This is a genomic window from Streptomyces sp. NPDC059080 (genome assembly GCF_042739975.1).
In the GTDB taxonomy this organism is placed as follows: domain Bacteria; phylum Actinomycetota; class Actinomycetes; order Streptomycetales; family Streptomycetaceae; genus Streptomyces; species Streptomyces benahoarensis.
In genome coordinates this window covers 42,493-62,906 of record NZ_JBHYGX010000027.1, presented here as the reverse complement: position 1 = coordinate 62,906, position 20,414 = coordinate 42,493, and the positions used below count along the sequence as shown (strand labels likewise).

17 protein-coding genes are annotated in these 20,414 nt (G+C 72.5%); 7 read left to right on the top strand and 10 right to left on the bottom strand.

What is annotated here, in order from left to right; all coding sequences use genetic code 11:
- Nucleotides 1-126: 126 nt before the first annotated feature.
- The gene (gene mshD / locus ACFWWQ_RS20915; RefSeq protein ID WP_384598268.1) at nt 127-1,053 is read right to left on the bottom strand and encodes a mycothiol synthase; all 927 of its coding nucleotides are present in this window, start codon (nt 1,051-1,053) and stop codon (nt 127-129) included.
- A gap of 495 nt (nt 1,054-1,548) precedes the next feature.
- Between mshD and ACFWWQ_RS20910 the strand changes: the two genes are divergently transcribed.
- Both ACFWWQ_RS20910 and ACFWWQ_RS20905 read left to right on the top strand, forming a co-directional pair.
- Nucleotides 1,549-3,381: a bifunctional metallophosphatase/5'-nucleotidase gene (locus ACFWWQ_RS20910; RefSeq protein WP_384598226.1), complete on the top strand. Its 1,833-nt coding sequence runs from the start codon at nt 1,549-1,551 to the stop codon at nt 3,379-3,381.
- A 192-nt stretch (nt 3,382-3,573) separates the two neighbouring features.
- Nucleotides 3,574-4,941 carry a DUF2993 domain-containing protein gene (locus ACFWWQ_RS20905; protein ID WP_384598224.1) on the top strand — a complete coding sequence of 456 codons (1,368 nt, stop codon included), beginning with the start codon at nt 3,574-3,576 and terminating at the stop codon, nt 4,939-4,941.
- Between the two features lie 107 nt (nt 4,942-5,048).
- Here the strand turns inward: ACFWWQ_RS20905 and ACFWWQ_RS20900 are convergent, their stop codons facing one another.
- From ACFWWQ_RS20900 to ACFWWQ_RS20870, 7 genes are all read right to left on the bottom strand, one after another.
- Nucleotides 5,049-6,599 carry a sensor histidine kinase gene (locus ACFWWQ_RS20900; protein ID WP_384598222.1) on the bottom strand — a complete coding sequence of 517 codons (1,551 nt, stop codon included), beginning with the start codon at nt 6,597-6,599 and terminating at the stop codon, nt 5,049-5,051.
- Nucleotides 6,596-7,333 (bottom strand): response regulator transcription factor, encoded by a 738-nt coding sequence (locus ACFWWQ_RS20895; RefSeq protein ID WP_384598220.1) that lies wholly within the window; start codon nt 7,331-7,333, stop codon nt 6,596-6,598. The genes ACFWWQ_RS20900 and ACFWWQ_RS20895 overlap by 4 nt, the downstream gene beginning before the upstream one ends.
- A gap of 250 nt (nt 7,334-7,583) precedes the next feature.
- Nucleotides 7,584-8,687, bottom strand: a complete 1,104-nt coding sequence (locus ACFWWQ_RS20890) for a S1C family serine protease (protein ID WP_384598218.1) — start codon at nt 8,685-8,687, stop codon at nt 7,584-7,586.
- A gap of 163 nt (nt 8,688-8,850) precedes the next feature.
- Nucleotides 8,851-9,075, bottom strand: a complete 225-nt coding sequence (locus ACFWWQ_RS20885) for a hypothetical protein (protein ID WP_384598216.1) — start codon at nt 9,073-9,075, stop codon at nt 8,851-8,853.
- 17 nt (nt 9,076-9,092) lie between these two features.
- Nucleotides 9,093-9,386, bottom strand: a complete 294-nt coding sequence (locus tag ACFWWQ_RS20880; protein WP_384598214.1) for a hypothetical protein — start codon at nt 9,384-9,386, stop codon at nt 9,093-9,095.
- A gap of 311 nt (nt 9,387-9,697) precedes the next feature.
- Complete coding sequence (locus ACFWWQ_RS20875; RefSeq protein ID WP_384598212.1) at nt 9,698-10,723, bottom strand: LacI family DNA-binding transcriptional regulator; 1,026 nt, start codon at nt 10,721-10,723, stop codon at nt 9,698-9,700.
- A 115-nt stretch (nt 10,724-10,838) separates the two neighbouring features.
- Nucleotides 10,839-11,648 carry a winged helix-turn-helix domain-containing protein gene (locus tag ACFWWQ_RS20870; RefSeq protein ID WP_384598210.1) on the bottom strand — a complete coding sequence of 270 codons (810 nt, stop codon included), beginning with the start codon at nt 11,646-11,648 and terminating at the stop codon, nt 10,839-10,841.
- Nucleotides 11,649-11,884: 236 nt separating this feature from the next.
- Here ACFWWQ_RS20870 and ACFWWQ_RS20865 point away from each other — a divergent pair, with 236 nt between their 5' ends.
- Together ACFWWQ_RS20865 and ACFWWQ_RS20860 are read left to right on the top strand one after the other, a co-directional pair.
- Nucleotides 11,885-12,748: an alpha/beta hydrolase family protein gene (locus tag ACFWWQ_RS20865; protein ID WP_384598208.1), complete on the top strand. Its 864-nt coding sequence runs from the start codon at nt 11,885-11,887 to the stop codon at nt 12,746-12,748.
- 39 nt (nt 12,749-12,787) lie between these two features.
- On the top strand, nt 12,788-13,681 hold the full coding sequence (locus ACFWWQ_RS20860) for a Fic family protein (RefSeq protein WP_384598266.1): 894 nt from the start codon (nt 12,788-12,790) through the stop codon (nt 13,679-13,681).
- A gap of 34 nt (nt 13,682-13,715) precedes the next feature.
- Here the strand turns inward: ACFWWQ_RS20860 and ACFWWQ_RS20855 are convergent, their stop codons facing one another.
- Nucleotides 13,716-15,617 (bottom strand): ABC transporter ATP-binding protein, encoded by a 1,902-nt coding sequence (locus tag ACFWWQ_RS20855; RefSeq protein WP_384598264.1) that lies wholly within the window; start codon nt 15,615-15,617, stop codon nt 13,716-13,718.
- Between the two features lie 230 nt (nt 15,618-15,847).
- Nucleotides 15,848-17,581, bottom strand: coding sequence for an ABC transporter ATP-binding protein (locus ACFWWQ_RS20850; protein ID WP_384598206.1), 1,734 nt, complete (start codon nt 17,579-17,581; stop codon nt 15,848-15,850).
- A 342-nt stretch (nt 17,582-17,923) separates the two neighbouring features.
- On the opposite strand from ACFWWQ_RS20850, the gene ACFWWQ_RS20845 reads away from it, so the two are divergent.
- The 3 genes from ACFWWQ_RS20845 to ACFWWQ_RS20835 all read left to right on the top strand — a co-directional run bounded on the left by ACFWWQ_RS20845 (nt 17,924) and on the right by ACFWWQ_RS20835 (nt 20,324).
- On the top strand, nt 17,924-18,169 hold the full coding sequence (locus tag ACFWWQ_RS20845; RefSeq protein ID WP_384598262.1) for a MoaD/ThiS family protein: 246 nt from the start codon (nt 17,924-17,926) through the stop codon (nt 18,167-18,169).
- 10 nt (nt 18,170-18,179) lie between these two features.
- The gene (locus ACFWWQ_RS20840; RefSeq protein ID WP_384598204.1) at nt 18,180-19,379 is read left to right on the top strand and encodes a hypothetical protein; all 1,200 of its coding nucleotides are present in this window, start codon (nt 18,180-18,182) and stop codon (nt 19,377-19,379) included.
- Nucleotides 19,380-19,625: 246 nt separating this feature from the next.
- Entirely contained in the window at nt 19,626-20,324 is a 699-nt protein-coding gene (locus ACFWWQ_RS20835) for a DUF2993 domain-containing protein (protein ID WP_384598202.1), read from the top strand.
- Nucleotides 20,325-20,414: the final 90 nt, after the last annotated feature.

Genomic DNA, 20,414 nt, shown 5'->3' with positions numbered 1-20,414 from the left:
GGGGCAAAGCGGCCCCCCGGGGGGGTGACTGGGGGCCTCCCCGGCCCTCCGGCGCTCCTCTCGTTCGGGGGCCCCCCCCCCGGGGGCCCGGGGCCGGGGGCCCTCGGGGCGGCAGACGGACGGGGCTCAGGTCTCCGAGCGGTACATCAGGTCCGTCTCGTGCGTGACGAAGCCCAGGCGTTCGTACACGGTGACGGCGGCCGTGTTGTCCGCGTCGACGTAGAGCATCACGGTCGGCAGGCCCTCGGCGGCCAGGTGACGCAGGCCGATCGTGGTGAGGGCCTTGCCGAGGCCGCCGCCCTGGGCGCCGGGGCGGACGCCGAGGACGTAGACCTCGCCGAGGCCCTCGTCGGCGTGCACCTTCGTCCAGTGGAAGCCGAGCAGCGTGCCCTCCCGCTCCGCGAGGAAGAAGCCCTTCGGGTCGAACCATGCCTCGGCCTTGCGGGCGTCGAGGTCGCGCTGGGTCAGCGAGCCCTGTTCGGGGTGGTGCGCGAAGGCGGCGGCGTTCACCTCCAGCCAGGCGGCGTCGTCCTGGCCAGGCTGGAAAGTGCGGATCGTCACGCCGTCGGGGAGCCGCGGTTCGGACAGGTCCAGGTGGGCCAACGGGCGGCGCATCTGGCGCAGTTCGCGGAATTTCGTCAGGCCGAGGGTCTGCGCCAGATGCCGGGCGGCGGCGTGCCCGCCGTGGGCCCAGACGCGCAGGCGGCGGCCGGACTGGGCGAGCAGTTCGCTGCCGAGCGCCCGGCCGTGGCCGCGGCCGCGGTGCGCGGGGTGGACGACCAGCTCGGCGGCGGGCGCCTCCACCGGGTCGGTGTCCTCCAGCTGGCCGTAGCCGACCAGCTCGGCGCCGCCCTCGGCCTCCTCGGACGGTACGGACACCAGCAGGTGCCGCACCCCTTCCCGGGCCCCGCCGCGCAGCTGGAGCCGTCCCTGTTCGGACACGGCGGGCTGCCCGTCGGTCCGCGCGGCCTGCTCGATCAGCGCGAGCACCTCGGCGGCTTCCTGGGGCGTGAGCGTGTCGGCGACCCGAATCCGGCGGCCGGTGGGGCCCATCTCCTGTGCAGCGTCAGTCATGCTCCGAAGCGTACGGCCCCGGGGCCCGGCCCGGACGGACTCCGGGGGACGGCCCGGACGGACTCCGGGGGACGGCCCGTACGGACTCCGGGGGACGGCCCGTACGGGCCCGGGTCCCGTACGGGCCGGAGCCTTAAGGGCGACCCGTACGGGCACCGGGGCCCGGGGGTGACCCGTACGGGCCCGGCGTCTCAGGGCCGACCCGTACGGGATGCCGGCGTCTCAGGGGCGCCCCGTACGGGTCCGGGCAGGTGTCAGCCTGCGGTCATCGCCTGCTTGACCGTCGCACGGCCGGGCCGGGGCGGTGTGTCGCCGTGCGACGGCGACCGGTCCGGGCACAGGGGCCTGTTGCGCTACGCGCGTTGACCATAGGCTGCGTCCGCCCGGACGCGTCGGCGTGCCGGCACCGCAGCCCCGCCCGGCCGCCCGCACCCGCGCGGCGCCGCCGGGTGCCCGGTCCATGGAAGGGATCCCATGCAAGCGACACCCCAACGGCGCCGCCTCGTGCGCAGACTGACGGCCGGAGCCGCGGTGCTGGCCGCCGCCACCGCGGTCACCGCGGCGTCCCTGCCGTCCGGTGCGGGACCGGACACCGGCCGCGCGGGCACCGCCCAGGGACGCACCGTCGACGTCCAGCTGCTCTCGTTCAACGACTTCCACGGCAACCTGGAGCCACCGCAGGGCTCCTCCGGGACCGTCGAGGAGATCCAGCAGGACGGCAGCAAGAAGACCGTCGCGGCGGGCGGCGCCGCATACCTCGCCCAGTCCCTGCGTACGGCCCGTAAGGGACACCCCTACTCCGTCACCGCGGCCGCCGGGGACATGGTCGGGGCCAGCCCGCTGCTCTCCGGGCTCTTCCACGACGAGCCGACCATCGAGGCGATGAACAAGCTCGGCCTCGACGTCACCTCCGTCGGCAACCACGAATTCGACGAGGGCCGGGCCGAGCTGACGCGCCTCCAGAAGGGCGGCTGCCACCCCAAGGACGGCTGCTTCGAGAAGGGCAAGACCTTCCAGGGCGCCGACTTCCCCTACCTGACGGCCAACGTCACCGACGACAAGACCGGGAAGCCGCTGCTCACGCCGTACACCGTGTGGAAGCACCACGGCGTGAAGATCGGCTTCATCGGGGTGACCCTTAAGGGCACCCCCGACATCGTCAACGCCGACGGCGTCAAGGGGCTGACGTTCCACGACGAGGTCGCCACGATCAACAAGTACGCCAAGGTCCTCGACCAGCAGGGCGTGAAGTCGGTCGTCGCCCTCATCCACGAGGGCGGGATGCCCGCCTCCACCTCGTACAACTACGACTGCGCCAGTCCCGGTCCGGGCGACGGCATCTCCGGGCCGATCACCGAGATCGCCAAGAAGGTCACCCCGAAGGTCGACGCGCTGGTCACCGGCCACACCCACCAGTCGTACGTCTGCACCATCCCCGACCCCTCCGGGAAACCCCGTACGGTCACCTCCGCCGCCTCGTTCGGGAAGCTGTACACCGAGACCACGCTGACGTACGACCGCGCCACCGGCGACATCGTGCGGACCAACGTCACGGCGCGGGGCGGCGCCGGACGCGCCGTCAACCACGTCGTGGAACGGACTCAGCCCAAGGCGGCGGACATGACGTCGCTGATCGCCCGCTGGAACAAGCTGGCCGCGCCGGTCGCGGACCGGCCCGTCGGGCACATCTCCGCCGACATCGCCGGCCGGGGCGAGCAGGCCCCCGAGTCGCCGCTCGGTGATGTCGTCGCCGACGCGCAGCGGGAGGCGACCGCGGCGCCGGACAAGGGCGGCGCGCAGCTTGCCCTGATGAACCCCGGGGGGATCCGTTCGGATCTCGCCTACGCGGCGTCCGGCAAGGAGGGCGACGGGGTCGTCACCTACGGGGAGGCGTTCACCGTCCAGCCGTTCACCAACATGATGCGGACCGTCGACCTGACCGGCGCTCAGCTGTTCACCGCGCTTCAGCAGCAGGTCAGCGGCGCGAACGAGGCGTCACCGAAGATCCTTCAGGTGTCGGACGGCTTCACGTACACCCTGGACATGACGAAGTCGGGCGCCGACCGGATCGTCAAGGACTCGGTGAAGCTGGACGGCGCCGCGCTCGACCCGGCGACGACGTACCGCGTCGCGATGAACGAGTTCCTGGCCGGTGGCGGCGACGGCTTCCCCGCCTTCAAGGACGGCATGAACCCGCACGTCGCGGGCTCCGACCTGGACGCCTTCACCGCCTATCTGACGGCCCACTCATCGGCGGACAAGCCGCTCACCCCGCCGAAGGCCGACCGGATCACCGTGCTGAAGTGACCCCGTGGGGGCGGCGGTTACCCCGCCGCCCCCTACGGGATTGCCCTTGCGGGTTCCCCTACGGCCCCAAGGGCCGTCTCCGCGCCCGATTTTCCCCCTCCATCCCCTCCGCCCCATCCGCCATCGTGGCGTTGCGCACTTACGGCCGGGTGGAGTTGCTAACCGGGGACCCGCTCATGGTCAGATGTGCGGATGCGAACCCCACAACGCATATCTTCACCCTCGTCCCCGCTGCCCGACTCGGGATCCGCCGCCCCACCGGCCCCGGACGAGACGGAGCGGGACACGCGTGAGTTCGAGCCGGTCAACCCGTACGCGGACCTGGCCGCCCTCGCCGACCCGGAGCCCGAGCCGGAGCCCGAGGCCGTCGAGCCGCACCGGCTGGAGCGCCGCACGTACCTCAACGAGCGCGACGACACCGACGATCCGCTCGGTCTGGGCCTGCGCTCCGACGAGGAGGAGGACGCCTGGCAGCCGCCCAACCACCGGCGGATGAAGCGCGGCATCAGCCGCTTCGCCGCCGTACCGCTCACCCTCAAGGTGGTCGTCGCGGTCGCGGTGGCCGCCGCGTTCCTCACCCTCGGCGACCGGTTCGCCGTGCTCTACGCGCAGAACAAGGCCGAGGAGCAGATCAAGAAGGCGATGCACCTGACGGCCGCTCCCGAGGTCGACATCAAGGGCTTCCCCTTCCTCACCCAGGTGCTGGACAAGCGGCTCGGACAGGTCGACGTCACCATCCCCGACGTGGCGGCCGACCGCGTCTCGCTCGCGAAGTTCGAGGCCAGCGCCCGCGACATCCGGCTGAACGGCGATCTGCCCACCGCCGTCAAGGGCGCCACCATCGGGCAGATGCACGGCACCGTGCTGCTCGCCTTCGACGACATGAACCGCGAACTGGGCGCCTCCCAGGTCAAGTTCAGCGATATGGGCCCGAACGAGGTCCGCGCCGTGGGCCGCCTGCCGATCGCCGGACACGAACTGCGGGTGCACGCCCAGGCCCGTATCCAGCGCGCCGGGGACCGGGGCGTGTCCACACAGATCAGCAAGATGAGGCTGGACATCGGCGACGTCGCGGTCTACCGCCCCGGCACCGGCAAGGAGGAGGGCCTGCGGCTGACGCAGAAGGCCGCCGGGGAGCTGAGCCGCCAGGCCGGGAAGATCAAGTCGATGCTGAGCATCCCGGCGATCGTGCAGCGCATCGGCATCCCGCAGGAGTACGTCGACGAGGCGCTGCGCAACTCGGACAAGCTGCACGAGCTGACCGGCTCGCCGGACTTCGTCGCGAAGCTGATGAAGGTCAACCTCGTCGATGTGGTCGTCGACCACCCGTGGCTGCTGGAGAAGGTCGGCATCGACCCGAAGGTCCTCGGCGCCCTCTCCGGCCTGACCAAGCCGCAACTCGCCGACCAGCTGTCGCTGTCCTTCCGCCTCCCGAAGACCCCCGGTGACGTGCGACTGCGCCATATCTCCGTCGAGGAGGACGGCATCTGCGCCGAACTCGACGGACGGGACCTGACGTTCGGGGACGCGGCGAAGAAGTCGGGAGCGGACGGGAAGTAGGGGGTACGGGCCGGGGCGGGGGCTGCCCGAGGCCGGGGCGGGACCGCACCCGGCGCCCGGCCTGGCCGGGTCGGGTCCGACGCCCCGGCCCGCTCCCGGCCCCGCCCTCAGCCCGAAGCCGCCCCTGTCTCCCCCGTCTCCCCCGGCGGCTCCGGCCTCGGCGTCGGCCCCGGTGGCGGCGGCGTGGGCGCCCCCGGCAACGTCAGTACCGCCTCCGTGCCGCCGCCCGGTGCGGGCCGCAGCAGGACGCCGCCGCCGGCCTGTTCCGCCGTCCGCGCGACGATCGACAGGCCCAGGCCGCTGCCGGGCAGCGAGCGGGCCGACGGCGAGCGCCAGAACCGGGCGAAGACGTGCGGAAGTTCGTCCTCCGCGATGCCCGGACCGTGATCGCGCACGGTCAGCTCGCCCGCGGCCAGCCGCACCTCGACGGTGCCGCCCGGCGGGCTGAACTTCACCGCGTTGTCCAGCAGATTGACCACCGCGCGCTCCAGCGCCGCCGGCTCCGCGCGGACGTACCAGGGGGCGAGGTCCGCGGTGACGGTCAGCGTCGGGCCGCGCAGCCGGGCCCGCTCCAGGGCCGTGGCGACCGTGTCGTGCAGCGCCACCACCCGCACCGCCGGGCCGCCGGGCCCGCCGTCCGGCGTCCGCGACAGCTCCTGGAGGTCGCCGATGAGCGACGCCAACTCCCCCATCTGCGCCTTCACCGACGTCAGCAGCGCCTCCTTGTCGGCGGGCGGGATCGGACGGCCGGACCGTTCGCTGCGTACCAGCAGATCGATGTTGGTCCGCAGCGACGTCAGCGGCGTACGCAGCTCGTGCCCGGCGTCCGCGATCAGCTGCCGCTGGAGCTCCCGGGACGCGGCGAGCGCCGCCGTCATGGAGTTGAACGCACGCGACAGCCGGGCGATCTCGTCCTCACCGTCGGCCGGGATCCGGATGGTCAGGTCCTCGGTCCGCGCGATGTGTTCGGCGGCGTCGGTGAGCCGGTCCACCGGCTTGAGCCCGGCGCGCGCCACCCACAGCCCGGCGGTCGCCGCGCCCAGCACCCCGACCCCGGAGACGATCAGCAGCACCAGCGCCAGCTGGTTCAGCGGCTGGGTGACCTGGTCCATCGGCGCGGCGACGGAGATCGCGATGTGGTTGCCGCGGGCGTCGGTGCTCGGGCCCGGGTAGTGCACGGTCGCCACCCGCATCTCGGTGCCGTCCACGGAGCGGGTGGTGTGGACGGCGCCGCCCAGCCGCCCGTCCGCGACGGCCACATCGACGCGCTGCGCGGGGATCGGGTCCTTGTCGGGCGAGGTGCACACGTCCCCGGATGTCGACACCAGCTGCACGGTGTACGGCGTCGGCTGGAACGCCACCTGGCCGTCGACCGCGCCCGAGCAGGAGATCCTCAGCGCCTGGACGTAGCCCTGGCCGACGTCGACGCTGCGCAGCGTGGAGTCGAGCTGTTCGGTGAGCCGGTCGCGGGTGATCAGCCAGCAGGCGGCGGCGGACGCCGCGACGGCGAGGGCCACGGCGACGGCGGTGAGCATCGCCAGCCGGGAGCGGAGCGGCAGCTGCCGGTAGCGGCGGGCGGCGCGCGCCATCAGACCGGGCGCGGTCTCCGCCGCGGTGGCGCCGCCCGGGGTCCCGTGCGGCGGGGGCGGCGTGGTCATTCGCTGCCGCCCTCCACCCGCAGGACGTAGCCGACGCCGCGCACCGTGTGCACCAGCCGCGGTTCGCCCGCCGCCTCCGTCTTGCGGCGCAGATACATCACGTACACGTCCAGGGAGTTGGAAGTCGGCTCGAAGTCGAAGCCCCATACGGCCTTGAGGATCTGCTCGCGGGTGAGGACCTGCCGCGGGTGCGCGAGGAACATCTCCAGCAGGGTGAACTCGGTACGGGTCAGCTCGACGGGCCGCGCGCCGCGGGTCACCTCGCGGGTCGCCAGGTCCATCCGCAGATCGGCGAAGGCGAGGACGTCGCCGTCGGCGGGCGACGCCCCGGCGGCCGCCGCGTAGGAGCTGCGGCGGAGCAACGCCCGGATGCGGGCGAGGAGTTCGTCCAGCTCGAAGGGTTTGACGAGGTAGTCGTCGGCGCCCGCGTCGAGGCCGGTGACGCGGTCGCCGACGGTGTCGCGGGCGGTCAGCATCAGAATCGGCACGGTCACCCCACCGGCCCGCAGGCGGCGGGCGGCGGTCAGCCCGTCCATCCGGGGCATCAGGACGTCCAGCACGATCAGCTCCGGATCGTACGAGGCGACCTTCTCGACGGCGTCGAGCCCGTCGACGGCCTCCTCGGTGGCGTACCCCTCGAACGCCAGCGAGCGCCGCAGCGCCTCGCGGACGGCGGGTTCGTCGTCGACGATCAGGATGCGGGCGGGCTGGTCACCGTGGTCGGCGGGGCTCATGCGCGACTACCTCTGGATGCCTCTGGGTGCGGTACGGAACGGCGGGCGGCGGGGCGCCCGGGGCAAGCGTCGCATGAGGGGGGCTTTACGGGTGGCTGACGACCAGGGCGACCGGCGGCGGCCCGGCCCGAGGGGAGGTCGGGCCGGACGCGAGCCGGACCGCGGGCACGGGACGCGAGGCCGGACGCGGGACACGGGTGACGGGGCGGCCGACCGGCCCCACACCGGCCGGCCGCCCCGTCACCGGGGCTCACACCCCGCTGTTGAACCCCCCGCTCCCCCCGCCACGCAGCGCGGCGAGGTCGGCCTTGACGGTGTTGACCGGGATGGCGAACCCCAGCCCCACACTCCCGGCCGTGCTGCTGGTCGCCGAACTCGGCGAGTACATCGCGGAGTTGATGCCGACGACCTGCCCCGCCATGTTGATCAGCGCACCGCCGGAGTTACCGGGGTTGAGCGAGGCATCGGTCTGTATGGCCTTGTACGAGGTCTTCGACGAACCGGTGTCGCCGTTGTAGCGGTGGCCGCCGAACTCGAACGGCCACTGGTCCCCGCCCTGCCCCGGGTCCTGCCCCTGCCCCTGGCTCTGCCCGTTGCTCTTCGGCACCGTGACGTCGCGGTTGAGCGCGGAGACGATGCCGCTGGTCACCGAGCCGGTCAGGCCCTCCGGCGAGCCGATCGCCACGACCTGGTCGCCGACCGCGATCCGGTCGGAGTCCCCGAGGCTCGCGGGCGTCAGCCCCTTCGCGTCGTGGACCCTGACCAGCGCCAGGTCCTTGTCGGGATCGGTCCCGACGACATCCGCGGTCCTCCGGCTGCCGTCGCTGAACGCGACGGACACCGTCCGGGCGCCGGCCACCACATGGTTGTTGGTGACGATCTCGCCCTTGGCGGTGACGACCACACCGGAACCGGTGGAATCGCCCTCCGCGGACCGCGCCTGGATCTCGACTATCGACGGGCTGACCGCCTTCGCCACCGCGGAGACCCCGCTCCCGCCGGTCTTCCCCGCGTTGACCAACGGCGCGGAGACCGTCGAGTCCTGCCGGTGCTGCGTCGCCCCGGCGATCAGCGCCGCACTGCCGCCGCCGATCAGACCGGAGGCCAGCGCCACCGCCGCGATCAGCGCGACCGGCCGCCGCGCCCGGTGCCGAGGCGCCTCCTGCGGCGCCTGCGGCGCGGCCGGGTTGGCGCCCGCGAACCCCGCGTACGTGCCCTCGCCTCCGGGCCTGTACGGGGGCGGCGGCGGGAACGCCTGCCCCGCCCCGCCCGCGTGGGCGCCGTCGCCGTGGCCGTAGCCGTACGGCCCGTCCTGGGACATCTCATCGCCGCTGCCGCGGTAGCTCTCGGTCATGTGATCACTGTGCGCGACCACCATGAGAACGGGGTGAGAACGCCCTGAGAGACCCGGCAGAAGTAGGTATGCCCGGTATAAGAGCCTGTAGTTTCACGGGCATTCAAACGATCACATGTCCGTTCTTCCACTCGGCGAGAACCCACCCGCCGCCGTTGGCGTCCTACCTCTCGACCAGAGCCGGAGTTCCCGAGCCCACGTCGACCCGCAACACGTCGAGCAACTCCGCGAATCGGGAATCGCGGTACCGGTCCGGGATTTCCATCTCCGCCACCTCACGGCCCGGCTCGGCGACCGGACGGATTCCGACGCCACCTGCCGGACGATCCTCGATTTCCACGAGTCCGACGATACGGCCGTCCTGTTCGTAGACCACATGAGCACGCATGTCTCTCTCCCGCAAACTCACTGCTCGACCATGATGGAATCAACGATGAAGTCGCAACGGTCCCCGTCGCTCCGCACGGTCAGCCACCACGAATACCGGCTGTCGGGGTCGTCGATGACCCAGTTCGCCCACTGCTGTGTGATTTGCAGGCGGACCCGATCGGCGGGGATCTGGAGGGCGGGCGATACCGCCCAGTGGGTATAGCTCGTGGCCTGGATGACCTGTACGTCGGTGTACCAGACCTTGAATGTGATGTCACTGTTCGCGGCCAGGGCGATTTGCCCTGTCCATCGATGGGTGAGGTTCGGCACGAGAGACCTCCCGGGAATCCATTCACAACGAAGCCTGTGCGGATTCCTCCCCAACCCCCGGTCGGCCAATCTTCGAGGTTTGCGCATTCACTCGAAAGGCCGGACACCAAGGCCGCATATGGCTATATGGCTATATGGCCACCCCGCGACTTCGGCCACGATTCACCGAACGGAATATCGCAGCATAATATCGCAGCATTCCTGGACGAGAACGTGCCGAGATGATTCTTGTCAGGTGATACGGGAAGTTGATACGGGAAGTGGTCTCCCCCGTTGTTACAGGCTCTCCTTCACCTGCGAGGCCGCCGGTGTCAGCCGCCGCAGCCGCAGGAGCGGCGGATCACCAGCCGCGAGGGGAACTGCCGCAGCCGCTCGCGGCGCGACCCGGCCACCCGCAGCCCGTCGTCGAGGACGAGGTCGACCGCGGCGCGCGCCATCGCCTCCCGGTCCGAGGCAACCGTCGTCAGCGGCGGATCGGTCAGCCCGGCTTCCTTCACATCGTCGAACCCGGCGACCGCCAGCCCCCCCGGCACGTCGATCCGCAGCTCCCGCGCGGCCCGCAGCACCCCGATGGCCTGGTCGTCGGTGGCACACATCAGGGCCGGCGGCCGGTCCGGCCCGGCCAGCAGCTCCAGCGCGACCTTGTAGGCGTCGTAGCGGTTGTACGGGGCCTGGAAGTAGCGGCCCTCCAGCGACCGGCCCGCCTCCAGCATCGCCCGGCGCCACCCCTCGACGTGGTCGGCGACCGGGTCGCCGGACTTGGGGGTCTGCTCCGTACCGCCGAGGAACGCGACGTACGGGTGGCCGTGCTCCAGCAGATGCCGGGTGGCGAGCTGGGCGCCCCACACGTCGTCGGTCATCACCGCGACATCGTCGATCGCGTCGGGCCTGCGGTGCAGCAGCACCACCCGGGCGTCCCAGGCGTCGATCTCGGCGGCGGCGTGCTCGCTGGGACCCTGACTGATGAGGATCAGACCGGAGACCCGCATCCCGAGGAACGCGCGCAGGTAATGGACCTCGCGTTCGTCGAGGTAGTTGGCGTTGCCGACCAGCACCATCTTGCCGCGCTCGGCCGCTGCCTGTTCCACGGCGTGCGCCATCTCCGCGAAGAACGGCTGCCGGGCGTCGGGGACGATCAGCCCTATGAGATCGGTACGGCGCGACGCCATGGCCTGCGCGACCCGGTCCGGGCGGTACCCCAGCTCCTTGATCGCGGCGAGCACCCGCTCCCGGGTGGCCGGGGCGACCGGCCTCGGTCCGTTGTTGATGACGTAACTGACCACCGCGGTCGAGGTCCCCGCCAGCCTTGCCACATCATCCCGCGTCACCTTGGCCACGCGCGGCAGTCTACGCGGGTGGGCGGGGGTGCCCCCAGGGGGCGGCCGACGGTTCACAGGGCGGGCACGAAAGCGTGCGCGGCCGGGCCGGAGGCCGTGAACCGTCGGCCCGTGGTCACTTCTTGCCGGTGCACGCCCCGGTCGCCGTGCCGCCGGAGCGGACGGTCTCCTGCGCGGGCGGCGGGGCCGCCGTCTTCTTCGCGGACGGCGGGGCCACTGCCTTCTTCTCCTTCGCCTCGGCCGCGCGCTCCGCCTTGTCCGGCACCACGAAGCGGTAGCCGACGTTGCGGACGGTGCCGATCAGCGACTCGTGCTCGGGGCCGAGCTTCGCGCGCAGCCGCCGGACGTGGACGTCCACGGTGCGGGTGCCGCCGAAGTAGTCGTAGCCCCAGACCTCCTGGAGCAGCTGGGCGCGGGTGAAGACCCGGCCCGGGTGCTGCGCGAGGTACTTCAGCAGCTCGAACTCCTTGAAGGTCAGGTCCAGGACCCGGCCCTTGAGCTTGGCGCTGTAGGTCGCCTCGTCCACCGAGAGATCACCGGTGCGGATCTCCATCGGGCTGTCGTCGAACGAGAGCTGGCGGCGGCCCAGGGCCAGCCGCAGCCGGGCCTCGACCTCGGCGGGGCCCGCCGTGTCGAGCAGGACGTCATCGACGCCCCAGTCGGCGGTGACGGCGGCGAGTCCGCCCTCGGTCACCACGAGGATCAGGGGAGAGCCGGGGCCCGTGGACCGCAGCAGCTGGCACAGCGACCGCACCTGTGGCAGGTCGCGGCGGCCGTCGATGAGGATGACGTCCGCTCCGGGGGTGTCGATCAGGGCCGGGCCCTCGGCAGGAGCCACCCGCACGCCGTGCAGCAGCAGGCCGAGGGCGGGGAGCACCTCCGCCGACGGCTGCAGCGCATTGGTCAGCAGCAGGAGGGAACTCACTTCCGACCACCTGCCCGGTACCCGGCCCGTTCTTGTCGGTACTGCTCGCTTCGCTCGCCCATGACGTCTGGTTCCTCCTCGGTCCCTGCGACGGGGGCACCACCCGGCCTCGGCCGGGGGAGTCTGCGGCACTGCTTCGTACGCTGCTTTCGGCCACGCACCGTGCCTGTCCGAAAGCACAAAAGGATCCGGGGGCTTCGCTGCCCGGATCCTCCACGCCCAGCAGAATAGCCCACATGTCCCCCGGACCCGAGGTCGATCCCGGCCGCTCCCGTGTTCCTTCGATCACGTCGCGTGGTCACCGAGCGTCGCTGCTGACCGCCGACGGCGTCCGGATCGAGGCCGCGTACACCCCGCGCTCCGACGCCGTCGCCGCAGGTCGTACGGGTGCCGCCGACGACCTCGCGCTGGTCGTCGCGCACGGCTTCACCGGCTCCCTGGACCGCCCGGCGCTGCGCCGCGCGGCCGCCGCCTTCCACGGGCGGGCGGCGGTGGTGACGTTCTCGTTCCGCGGCCACGGGCGCTCCGGCGGGCGCTCCACCGTCGGTGACCGCGAGGTGGAGGACCTGGCCGCGGCGGTGCGCTGGGCCCGTGCGCTGGGCCACCGCCGCGTCGCCACCCTCGGCTTCTCCATGGGCGGCTCGGTCGTCCTGCGCCACGCGGCGCTGCACCGGCCGGCGCACGGGGGGCGCACCGCAGCTCACACCGACGCGGTCGTGTCGGTGAGCGCCCCCGCGCGCTGGTATTACCGCGGCACCGCCCCGATGCGCCGCCTCCACTGGGCCGTCACCCGCCCCACGGGCCGCCTCGTCTCCCGCGTCGGCCTGCGCACCCGCATCCACCCCGAGGACTGGGACCCGGTGCCCCTCTCGCCCGTCGCCGCGGTCCCGCTCATCGCGCCCGTCCCGCTGCTCCTCGTCCACGGCGACCGCGACCCGTACTTCCCCCTCGACCACCCGCGGATGCTCTCCGCCGCCGCCGACCCGGCCACCTGCGACCTCTGGCTCGAACCGGGCTTCGGCCACGCCGAGAACGCCGCCGCCCCCGACCTGCTGGACCGGATCGGGGGGTGGATCGCGGAGCGGCTCGACAACCAATGACAGGAAGTAGGTGTCACTGCGTCATGCTCTACCGAACCCCTGACCTGGCACCGGCCGACCAAGAGGTCCTGGACCAGATCGACGCCCTGCGCGAGCAGCTCCGCCGCGCGGTACAGCAAGGGTCTGCTCAACGGCCTTCACTGGATGCTCCAGGGACACCACCATCCGCTCACCACGGCAGGGCAGTGGCGCAGGACGGCGATCCGCATCACGGCCCCCGGTGACGAGCTCGCCACTGACTACGAGGGGCCCGACCACGAACTCGTCCCCGACCTCACCGGCGAGCTCGTCACCTGGCTCAACGAGGGCGACCTCGACCGTCACGTCCTCGTACGGGCCGCAATGGCGCACCTGAACCTCGTGAAGATCCACCCGTGGTCCGACGGCAACGGCCGGATGTCCCGTTCGCTCCAGACGCTGGTCATCGCCCGCGGCGGGGTGCTGGCCCCGGAGTTCTCCTCCATCGAGGAGTGGCTGGGCATGCCGGGCAACACCTGGGAGTACTACAAGGTGCTCCGTGAGGTGGGTGGTCCCGTCTGGTCACCCGAGCGCGACACCCTTCCGTGGGTCAGGTTCAACCTGCTCGCCTACCACCAGCAGACCCAGCGCGTACAGCACCGGGTGGACCGGTCGAACGACTGCTGGATCCAGCTGAGGGAAGCGGCCGACGGCTTCGGGGTCACCGAGCGGCAGCTGACCGCGCTGCACGAGGTCGCGATGGTGGGCCGGGTGCGGCGCTCGCGCTACGAGAAGGCGGAGGCGCTCAACACGCAGCAGGCGACAAGGGACCTCCAGGCCCTCACCAAGGCCGGACTGCTGAACGCCGTCGGGCAGACCCGCGGCCGTCACTACACGGCGGGCCCGCACTTCCCCCGGCACGTCCTGGACACCGCGCAGCGGCGCCACACCATCACCGACCCGTACGCCGCCTGACGGCGGTGCCGGGGCCCCGGCACCGCCGGATGAGCTACTCCGCCTCCACCACCGCCTCCGCGAACTGGGCCGCGTAGAGGCGGGCGTAGGCGCCGTCGGCGGCGAGGAGGGTGTCGTGGGTGCCCTGTTCGACGATGGCGCCGGATTCCATGACGAGGATCAGGTCGGCGTCGCGGATGGTGGAGAGGCGGTGGGCGATGACGAAGCTGGTGCGGCCGGTGCGGAGCCGGGCCATGGCCTGCTGGATCAGGACCTCGGTGCGGGTGTCGACGGAGCTGGTGGCCTCGTCGAGGACGAGGATGGCGGGCTCGGCGAGGAACGCGCGGGCGATGGTGATCAGCTGCTTCTCGCCGACGGAGACGCTGCCGCCCTCATCGTCGACGACGCTGTCGTAGCCGTCCGGCAGGGTGCGGACGAAGCGGTCGACGTGGGTGGCGCGGGCCGCCTCGACGACCTTCTCGTGCGGGGTGCCGTCGGGGGCGCCGTAGGCGATGTTCTCGGCGATGGTGCCGCCGAAGAGCCAGGTGTCCTGGAGGACCATGCCGATGCGGGAGCGCAGTTCCTCGCGGCTGACGGCGGCGATGTCGGTGCCGTCGAGAGTGATCCGGCCGGAGCGGGTCTCGTAGAACCGCATCAGGAGGTTGACGAGGGTGGTCTTCCCGGCGCCGGTGGGGCCGACGATGGCGACGGTCTGGCCGGGCTCGACGGTCAGCGACAAGCCCTCGATCAGCGGCTTCTCCTCGTCGTAGCGGAACGAGACGTCCTCGAAGGCGACGCGTCCGGCGGTGCGCGGCGGGGCGGCGGACTCCTCCGGGTCGGGCGTCTGCTCCTCGGCGTCGAGGAGTTCGAAGACCCGCTCGGCGGAGGCGACGCCGGACTGGACGAGGTTGGCCAGCGCCGCGGACTGCGCGAGCGGCTGGCTGAACTGGCGGGAGTACTGGATGAACGCCTGGACATCGCCGACGGAGAGCGCGCCGGAGGCGACCCGCAGTCCGCCGACGACGGCGATCAGCACGTAGTTGAGGTTGCCGACGAAGGTCATCGCGGGCTGGATGAAGCCGGAGATGGCCTGCGCCTTGAAGCTCGCCTCGTAGAGCGCGTCGTTCTGCTCGCGGAAGCGGTCGGCGGACTCCTTCTGGCGGCCGAAGACCTTCACCAGGGAGTGGCCGGTGTACATCTCCTCGACCTGGCCGTTGAGCTTGCCGGTGGACGACCACTGCTTGACGAACTGCGGCTGGGCGCGCTTGCCGACCCGGGTGGCGACGAGCACCGACAGCGGCACCGTGACCAGCGCGACCACCGCCAGCAGCGGGTTGATCCAGAACATCATCGCGAGGACGCCGAGGACGGTCAGCAGCGAGGTGACGATCTGGCTCAGGCTCTGCTGGAGCGTCTGCTGGACGTTGTCGATGTCGTTGGTCGCCCGGGACAGCACCTCGCCGCGCTGCTGCTTGTCGAAGTAGCTCAGCGGCAGCCGCGACAGCTTCTCCTCGACCTGCTCGCGCATTTGGAAGACGGTGCCCTGCACGGCGGTGGTGACCAGCCGCGCCTGGAGGAAGCCGAAGAGGGCGGCCGCCGCGTAGATCAGCGTGGCGTAGAGCAGGACGGTGCCGACGGCGGTGAAGTCGATGCCGCGGCCGGGGACGAGCGGCAGGGTGCCGATGAGGTCGGCGAGGCCGCCCTGGCCGTGGGCGCGCAGCTGCTCGGCGGCCTGTTGCTTGGTGACGCCGGGCGGCAGATCGCGGCCGACCAGTCCGGCGAGGAGCAGGTCGGTGGCGTGCCCGAGGACGCGCGGGCCGGTGACGGTCAGCGCCACGGACGCCACGGTCAGCAGCAGCGCGCCGGTGAGCGCGGCGCGCTGCGGCCGCAGCTGGCCCAGCAGCCGCTTGCCGGAGCCCTTGAAGTCCAGCGATTTGACGAGCGGCGGGCCGCCCATGGCGCGGGCCGGCCCGGCGGGGCGCGCCGTGCGGCGCAGTTCCTCCGCGCTCGCGGCGTCCTCGCCGCGGGCGTCCTCGCCGCGGGCGTCCTCGCCGCGGGCGTCCTCGCCACGGGCATCCCCGCCACGGGCATCCCCGCCACGGGCATCCCCGCCACGGGCATCCCCGCCACGGGCATCCCCGCCACGGGCATCCCCGCCACGGGCATCCGTTCCCCTGTCCGCGGTGGTCACGCCGCCTCCTGCTCGGTGAGCTGGGAGAGCACGATCTCCCGGTACGTGGCGTTGTCCGCCATCAGTTCGGTGTGGGTGCCGGTGCCCACGACGCGGCCCTCGTCGAGGACGACGATGCGGTCGGCGCCGCGGATGGTGGCGACGCGCTGGGCGACGATGACGACGCTCGCGCCACCGGTCTCGCGGGTCAGCGCGGCGCGCAGCGCGGCGTCGGTGGCGTAGTCGAGGGCGGAGAACGAGTCGTCGAAGAGGTAGAGGTCCGGCTTGCCGACCAGCGCGCGGGCGATGGCCAGGCGCTGGCGCTGCCCGCCGGAGACGTTGGAGCCGCCCTGCGCGATCGGCGCCTGGAGACCGCCCTCCATCGCCGCGACGAACTCCTTGGCCTGCGCGGTCTCCAGGGCCCGCCACAGGTCCTCGTCGGTGGCGTCCGGGTCGCCGTGGCGGAGGTTGCTGGCGACGGTGCCGGAGAAGAGGTACGGCTTCTGCGGGACGAGGCCGATGGTGCGGGCCAGCGTCGCCTCGTCGAGGGTGCGGACGTCCTCGCCGCCGACCAGGACGGTGCCGCCGGTCGCGTCGAAGAGGCGGGACGCCAGGCCGATCAGGGTGGATTTGCCGCTGCCGGTGGAGCCGATGACGGCGGTGGTCTCGCCGGGCCGGGCACGCAGCGAGATGTCCTTGAGGACGGGCTCCTCCGCGCCGGGGAAGCGGAACTCCACACCGCGCAGCTCCAGCTCGCCGGGGCGGCTCAGGGCGGTGACGGGCCGCTCGGGCGGGACGACGCTGCTGTCGGTGTCCAGCACCTCCTGGATGCGCTCGGCGCAGACCTCGGCGCGCGGCAGCATCATCGTCATGAACGTCGCCATCATGATCGACATCAGGATGTACATGAGGTAGCTGAGGAACGCGGTGAGCGCGCCGATCTGCATCGCGCCGGAGTCGATGCGCAGCCCGCCGAACCAGACCACGGCGACGCTCGACAGGTTCACGATCATCATGACCAGCGGAAACATCGTCGACATCAGCTTGCCGGAGCGCAGCGACACGTCGTAGAGGTCGGTGTTGGCGGCGGCGAACCGCTGCTGTTCGTGGCGGTCGCGGACGAAGGCGCGGATGACGCGGATGCCGGTGATCTGCTCGCGCAGCACGCGGTTGACGGTGTCGATGCGCTCCTGGACGCTGCGGAACAGCGGCCGCAGGCGGCGCACGATGAGGGAGACGAAGATCCCGAGGATCGTGACGATGACCAGCAGCAGGCCGGAGAGCGGCACGTCCTGGTTGAGCGCCATGATCACGCCGCCGATGCACATGATCGGCGCCGACACCATCATCGTGAACGTCATCAGGACCAGCATCTGGACCTGCTGGACGTCATTGGTGGTGCGGGTGATCAGCGAGGGCGCGCCGAAGGCGGCCACCTCGCGGGCGGAGAACGTCTGGACCCGGTCGAAGACCGCCGCCCGGATGTCCCGGCCCAGCCGCATGGCGGTGCGGGCGCCGACGTAGACGGCGCCGGTCGCGCAGACGACCTGGAGCAGCGCGATGGCGATCATGAAGCCGCCGATGCGCAGGATGTAGCCCGTGTCCCCGCGGACGACACCGTTGTCGATGATGTCGGCGTTGAGGGTGGGCAGGGAGATGGTGGCCAGCGTCTGGATCAGCTGGAGGAGGACGATCAGCGATATTGCGCGCCTGTGGGGCCGCAGATGCGCCCACGCGAGTCGGACCAACACCGTACGACCTTATGCGAACACTTGCCCGCGGCAACCGGATTTCCCCGGGGCGAACCGGATTTCTCCGAGGCGAACGGATTTCTCCGGCGCCGCCTGGACGCGCCGTTCCGCGCCGTCGGCCCGCTCGTGTGCCGGTGCGCGCGCCCGGACGCCGCCTCCGCCACCCGGGTTCCGGCGCCGCCCGCCCGGCCCCCGCCCGCAACGGGCCCGGCCGGGCGTACGCCATCATGGACGGCGCGGCCCGGCGGACGGCCCCGCCCGTTCCGGTGCCGCGGCGGGTCCCACGCACCCCGCACCCACGACACCCACGACGAAGAGGCCGCCGTGACAACAACTGGCACCGTGCGCTACTGGGCAGCCGCCAAGGCCGCCGCAGGCACGGCCGAGGAGCCCTACGCGGCGGAGACGCTCGCCGAAGCGCTGGACGCGGCGCGCACCGCGCACGCCGCGCACCCGGAGTTCGCGCGCGTCCTGCGGCGCAGCTCGTTCCTGGTGGACGGCGCACCGGTCGGCACCCGCGACCACGCGGACGTCCCGCTCGCCCCGGGTGGCACCGTCGAGGTCCTGCCGCCGTTCGCGGGAGGGTGAGGAAGCGATCATGAACGAGTCCCAGCAGCAGCCTTACGGCACCCCGGAGCAGCAGCCCGGACCCGGTCCGTACGCCGCCTCCGGCCCGTACTCCGGCCAGCCGTCCCCGCAGGGGTACGAGCAGGGGTACGAGCAGGGGTACGAGCAGGGGTACGAGCAGGGGTACGCCCCTCAGCAGCCCTACGGGCAGGAACCCTACGGGCAGGGGTACGCCGGGCAGGGGTACGCCGGACAGGCGCCCCAGGGCCAGGCGCCCTACGGGCAGACCCCGCACGGGCACCCCGGCCCCGGCCAGGCCCCGTACGGGCAGGTCCCGGCCGCCCCCTACGCCCCGGCCACGCCGACCACCGCCGTCCCCGGCGACGGGCGCACCGTCCCCGCCCCCGACGGCGGGGAGAGCAGCGCGGCCCCGCACGGCGCCCCGCAGCCGGACGCCCCCCAGGACCTCTCCCGCCTCGCCCCCAACCAGCGGGCCCGCGCCGAAGGCCGGTCCCCGATCATCGCGCCCGGGCTCCAGCCCGCCGCGCTGACCGCCGTTCTCGCGCTGCTGCTGGCGCTGGCCGCGCCGCTGCCGGAGGCCGTGCGGTGCGTGCCGGTGGTGCTGTTGCAGGCGGTCACCGCGGCCGGATGGTTCCGGCTGAACGGGATGTGGCCGGCCCGGCAGGGCATCGCGCTGGCGTTCCTCGCGGGTGTGACGACCGACGTGGCACTGCTCGCGACGGACCGGGAGGACGCGCCGCTGGTGGCGCTCGGCACGCTCGGCGTGTGGTGTCTGTTCGTTCTCGTCCTCCAGCTGCGCAACCGCAGCAGCGCCGACGAGCGGATGTACGCGCTGACCGCGGGGCTGACCTCCACCGCGCTGGCGGTGCTCGCCGCCGGGCAGCTCTCCGCCACCTCGGACGCGGTGGTGGTGGGCGCCGCCGCCGTCGCACTGGCCGTCCTGGTCCGTGTGCTGCCGCTGCCGGGCCCGGTCTCGGCGGTCCTGGCGCTGCTCGCCGCCGCCGGTGCGGGCGCCGCCGCCGGACAGCTCAACGCGTTCGGCACCGCGGGCGCCGTGCTGGGCCTGGCGGCCGGATGCGGTGCGCTGATCGGCCTGCGGGTGGCGAGCTACGACTACCCGTCCCGCTTCGTCCACCTCACCGCTGGTGTCGCCCTCCCGCTGGCGCTCGCCGCCCCGGTCGTCCATCTGCTGGGGCCGGTCCTGAGCTGACCCGCCCGCTTCCCGACCGGCCGCCGCCGGGCGCCCCGCGCGCCCCCGGCGGCCGTTCGCGTTCCGGGAGCCGTCGCGGTCCGGAGCCATCGCGGTCCGGAGCCGTCGCGGAGCGGGAGCCGATCGCCCCCGTCGTTCCCTTGGGCCGGTCGTCTAGGCTCGCCGGTGCGCGGGCAGGGGGCCCGTGACGTACGGAGAACGAAGCGATGGGCCGGGCGGACCGGCCGGGTATGGGGGAAGGGTTCGATGCGCGCACTGAAGGTGCTGCTGGTGCTGGTCGTGGTGGTCGGCGGGTTGTTCGTCGCCGCCGACCGGGTCGCGGTCAATCTCGCGGAGGACAAGGCGGCGGAGAAGATCCGCGGCGGTCTGGGGCTGTCGGTGACCCCGGAGGTCTCGATCAAGGGCTTCCCGTTCCTGACCCAGGTCGCCGGGCGCAACCTCGACGAGGTCGACACCGAGCTGGGCGATCTCAAGGCCCAGGCCGACGGCCGCACGCTCCGTGTCGAGAAGCTGAAGGCGACCTTCCACGACGTCCGGCTCTCCCACGACTACAGCGCGATCGAGAACGCCGCGTCGGCCACCGCCACCGCCACGCTCTCCTACCCGGACCTGACCCAGGCATCCGGCGAGAACGTCCAGGTGGCGTACGGCGGGCAGAAGGACGGCCAGGGCCAGGTGAAGATCTCGCCGGCCATTCCGCTGCTCAGCTCGCTGGAGGTGACCGGCTCCGTCACCGCCCACGGCGACACCCTGCGGCTGCACGCCGACTCCATCCCGACCATGTGCCGCCTGATCCCCGGCTGCGCCGACAAGGTCCGCGAGCAGACCGACCACGAGTGGAAGCTGGACCAGCTGCCCTCCCACCTCAAGCTCGACAAGGTCACGGCCGGACCCGGCGGCGTGAAGATCACCGCGACCGGTACGGACGTCCAGCTCCCCGGCTGACCGGCCGCCGCCGCCCGCCGGACCCCCACCGTCCAGCGGTTGAGACGGCACATCCCGTACGACAGACCCCCCACCGTCCCACCGCCGCCC

What these genes read in the sequence shown, in the direction of transcription:
- mshD (WP_384598268.1), bottom strand. Translation starts at nt 1,053, where the DNA reads ATGGGCCCCACCGGCCGCCGGATTCGGGTCGCCGACACGCTCACGCCC.
- ACFWWQ_RS20910 (WP_384598226.1), top strand. Translation starts at nt 1,549, where the DNA reads ATGCAAGCGACACCCCAACGGCGCCGCCTCGTGCGCAGACTGACGGCC.
- ACFWWQ_RS20905 (WP_384598224.1), top strand. Translation starts at nt 3,574, where the DNA reads ATGCGAACCCCACAACGCATATCTTCACCCTCGTCCCCGCTGCCCGAC.
- ACFWWQ_RS20900 (WP_384598222.1), bottom strand. Translation starts at nt 6,599, where the DNA reads ATGACCACGCCGCCCCCGCCGCACGGGACCCCGGGCGGCGCCACCGCG.
- ACFWWQ_RS20895 (WP_384598220.1), bottom strand. Translation starts at nt 7,333, where the DNA reads ATGAGCCCCGCCGACCACGGTGACCAGCCCGCCCGCATCCTGATCGTC.
- ACFWWQ_RS20890 (WP_384598218.1), bottom strand. Translation starts at nt 8,687, where the DNA reads ATGACCGAGAGCTACCGCGGCAGCGGCGATGAGATGTCCCAGGACGGG.
- ACFWWQ_RS20885 (WP_384598216.1), bottom strand. Translation starts at nt 9,075, where the DNA reads ATGCGTGCTCATGTGGTCTACGAACAGGACGGCCGTATCGTCGGACTC.
- ACFWWQ_RS20865 (WP_384598208.1), top strand. Translation starts at nt 11,885, where the DNA reads ATGTCCCCCGGACCCGAGGTCGATCCCGGCCGCTCCCGTGTTCCTTCG.
- ACFWWQ_RS20855 (WP_384598264.1), bottom strand. Translation starts at nt 15,617, where the DNA reads ATGGGCGGCCCGCCGCTCGTCAAATCGCTGGACTTCAAGGGCTCCGGC.
- ACFWWQ_RS20840 (WP_384598204.1), top strand. Translation starts at nt 18,180, where the DNA reads ATGAACGAGTCCCAGCAGCAGCCTTACGGCACCCCGGAGCAGCAGCCC.
- ACFWWQ_RS20835 (WP_384598202.1), top strand. Translation starts at nt 19,626, where the DNA reads ATGCGCGCACTGAAGGTGCTGCTGGTGCTGGTCGTGGTGGTCGGCGGG.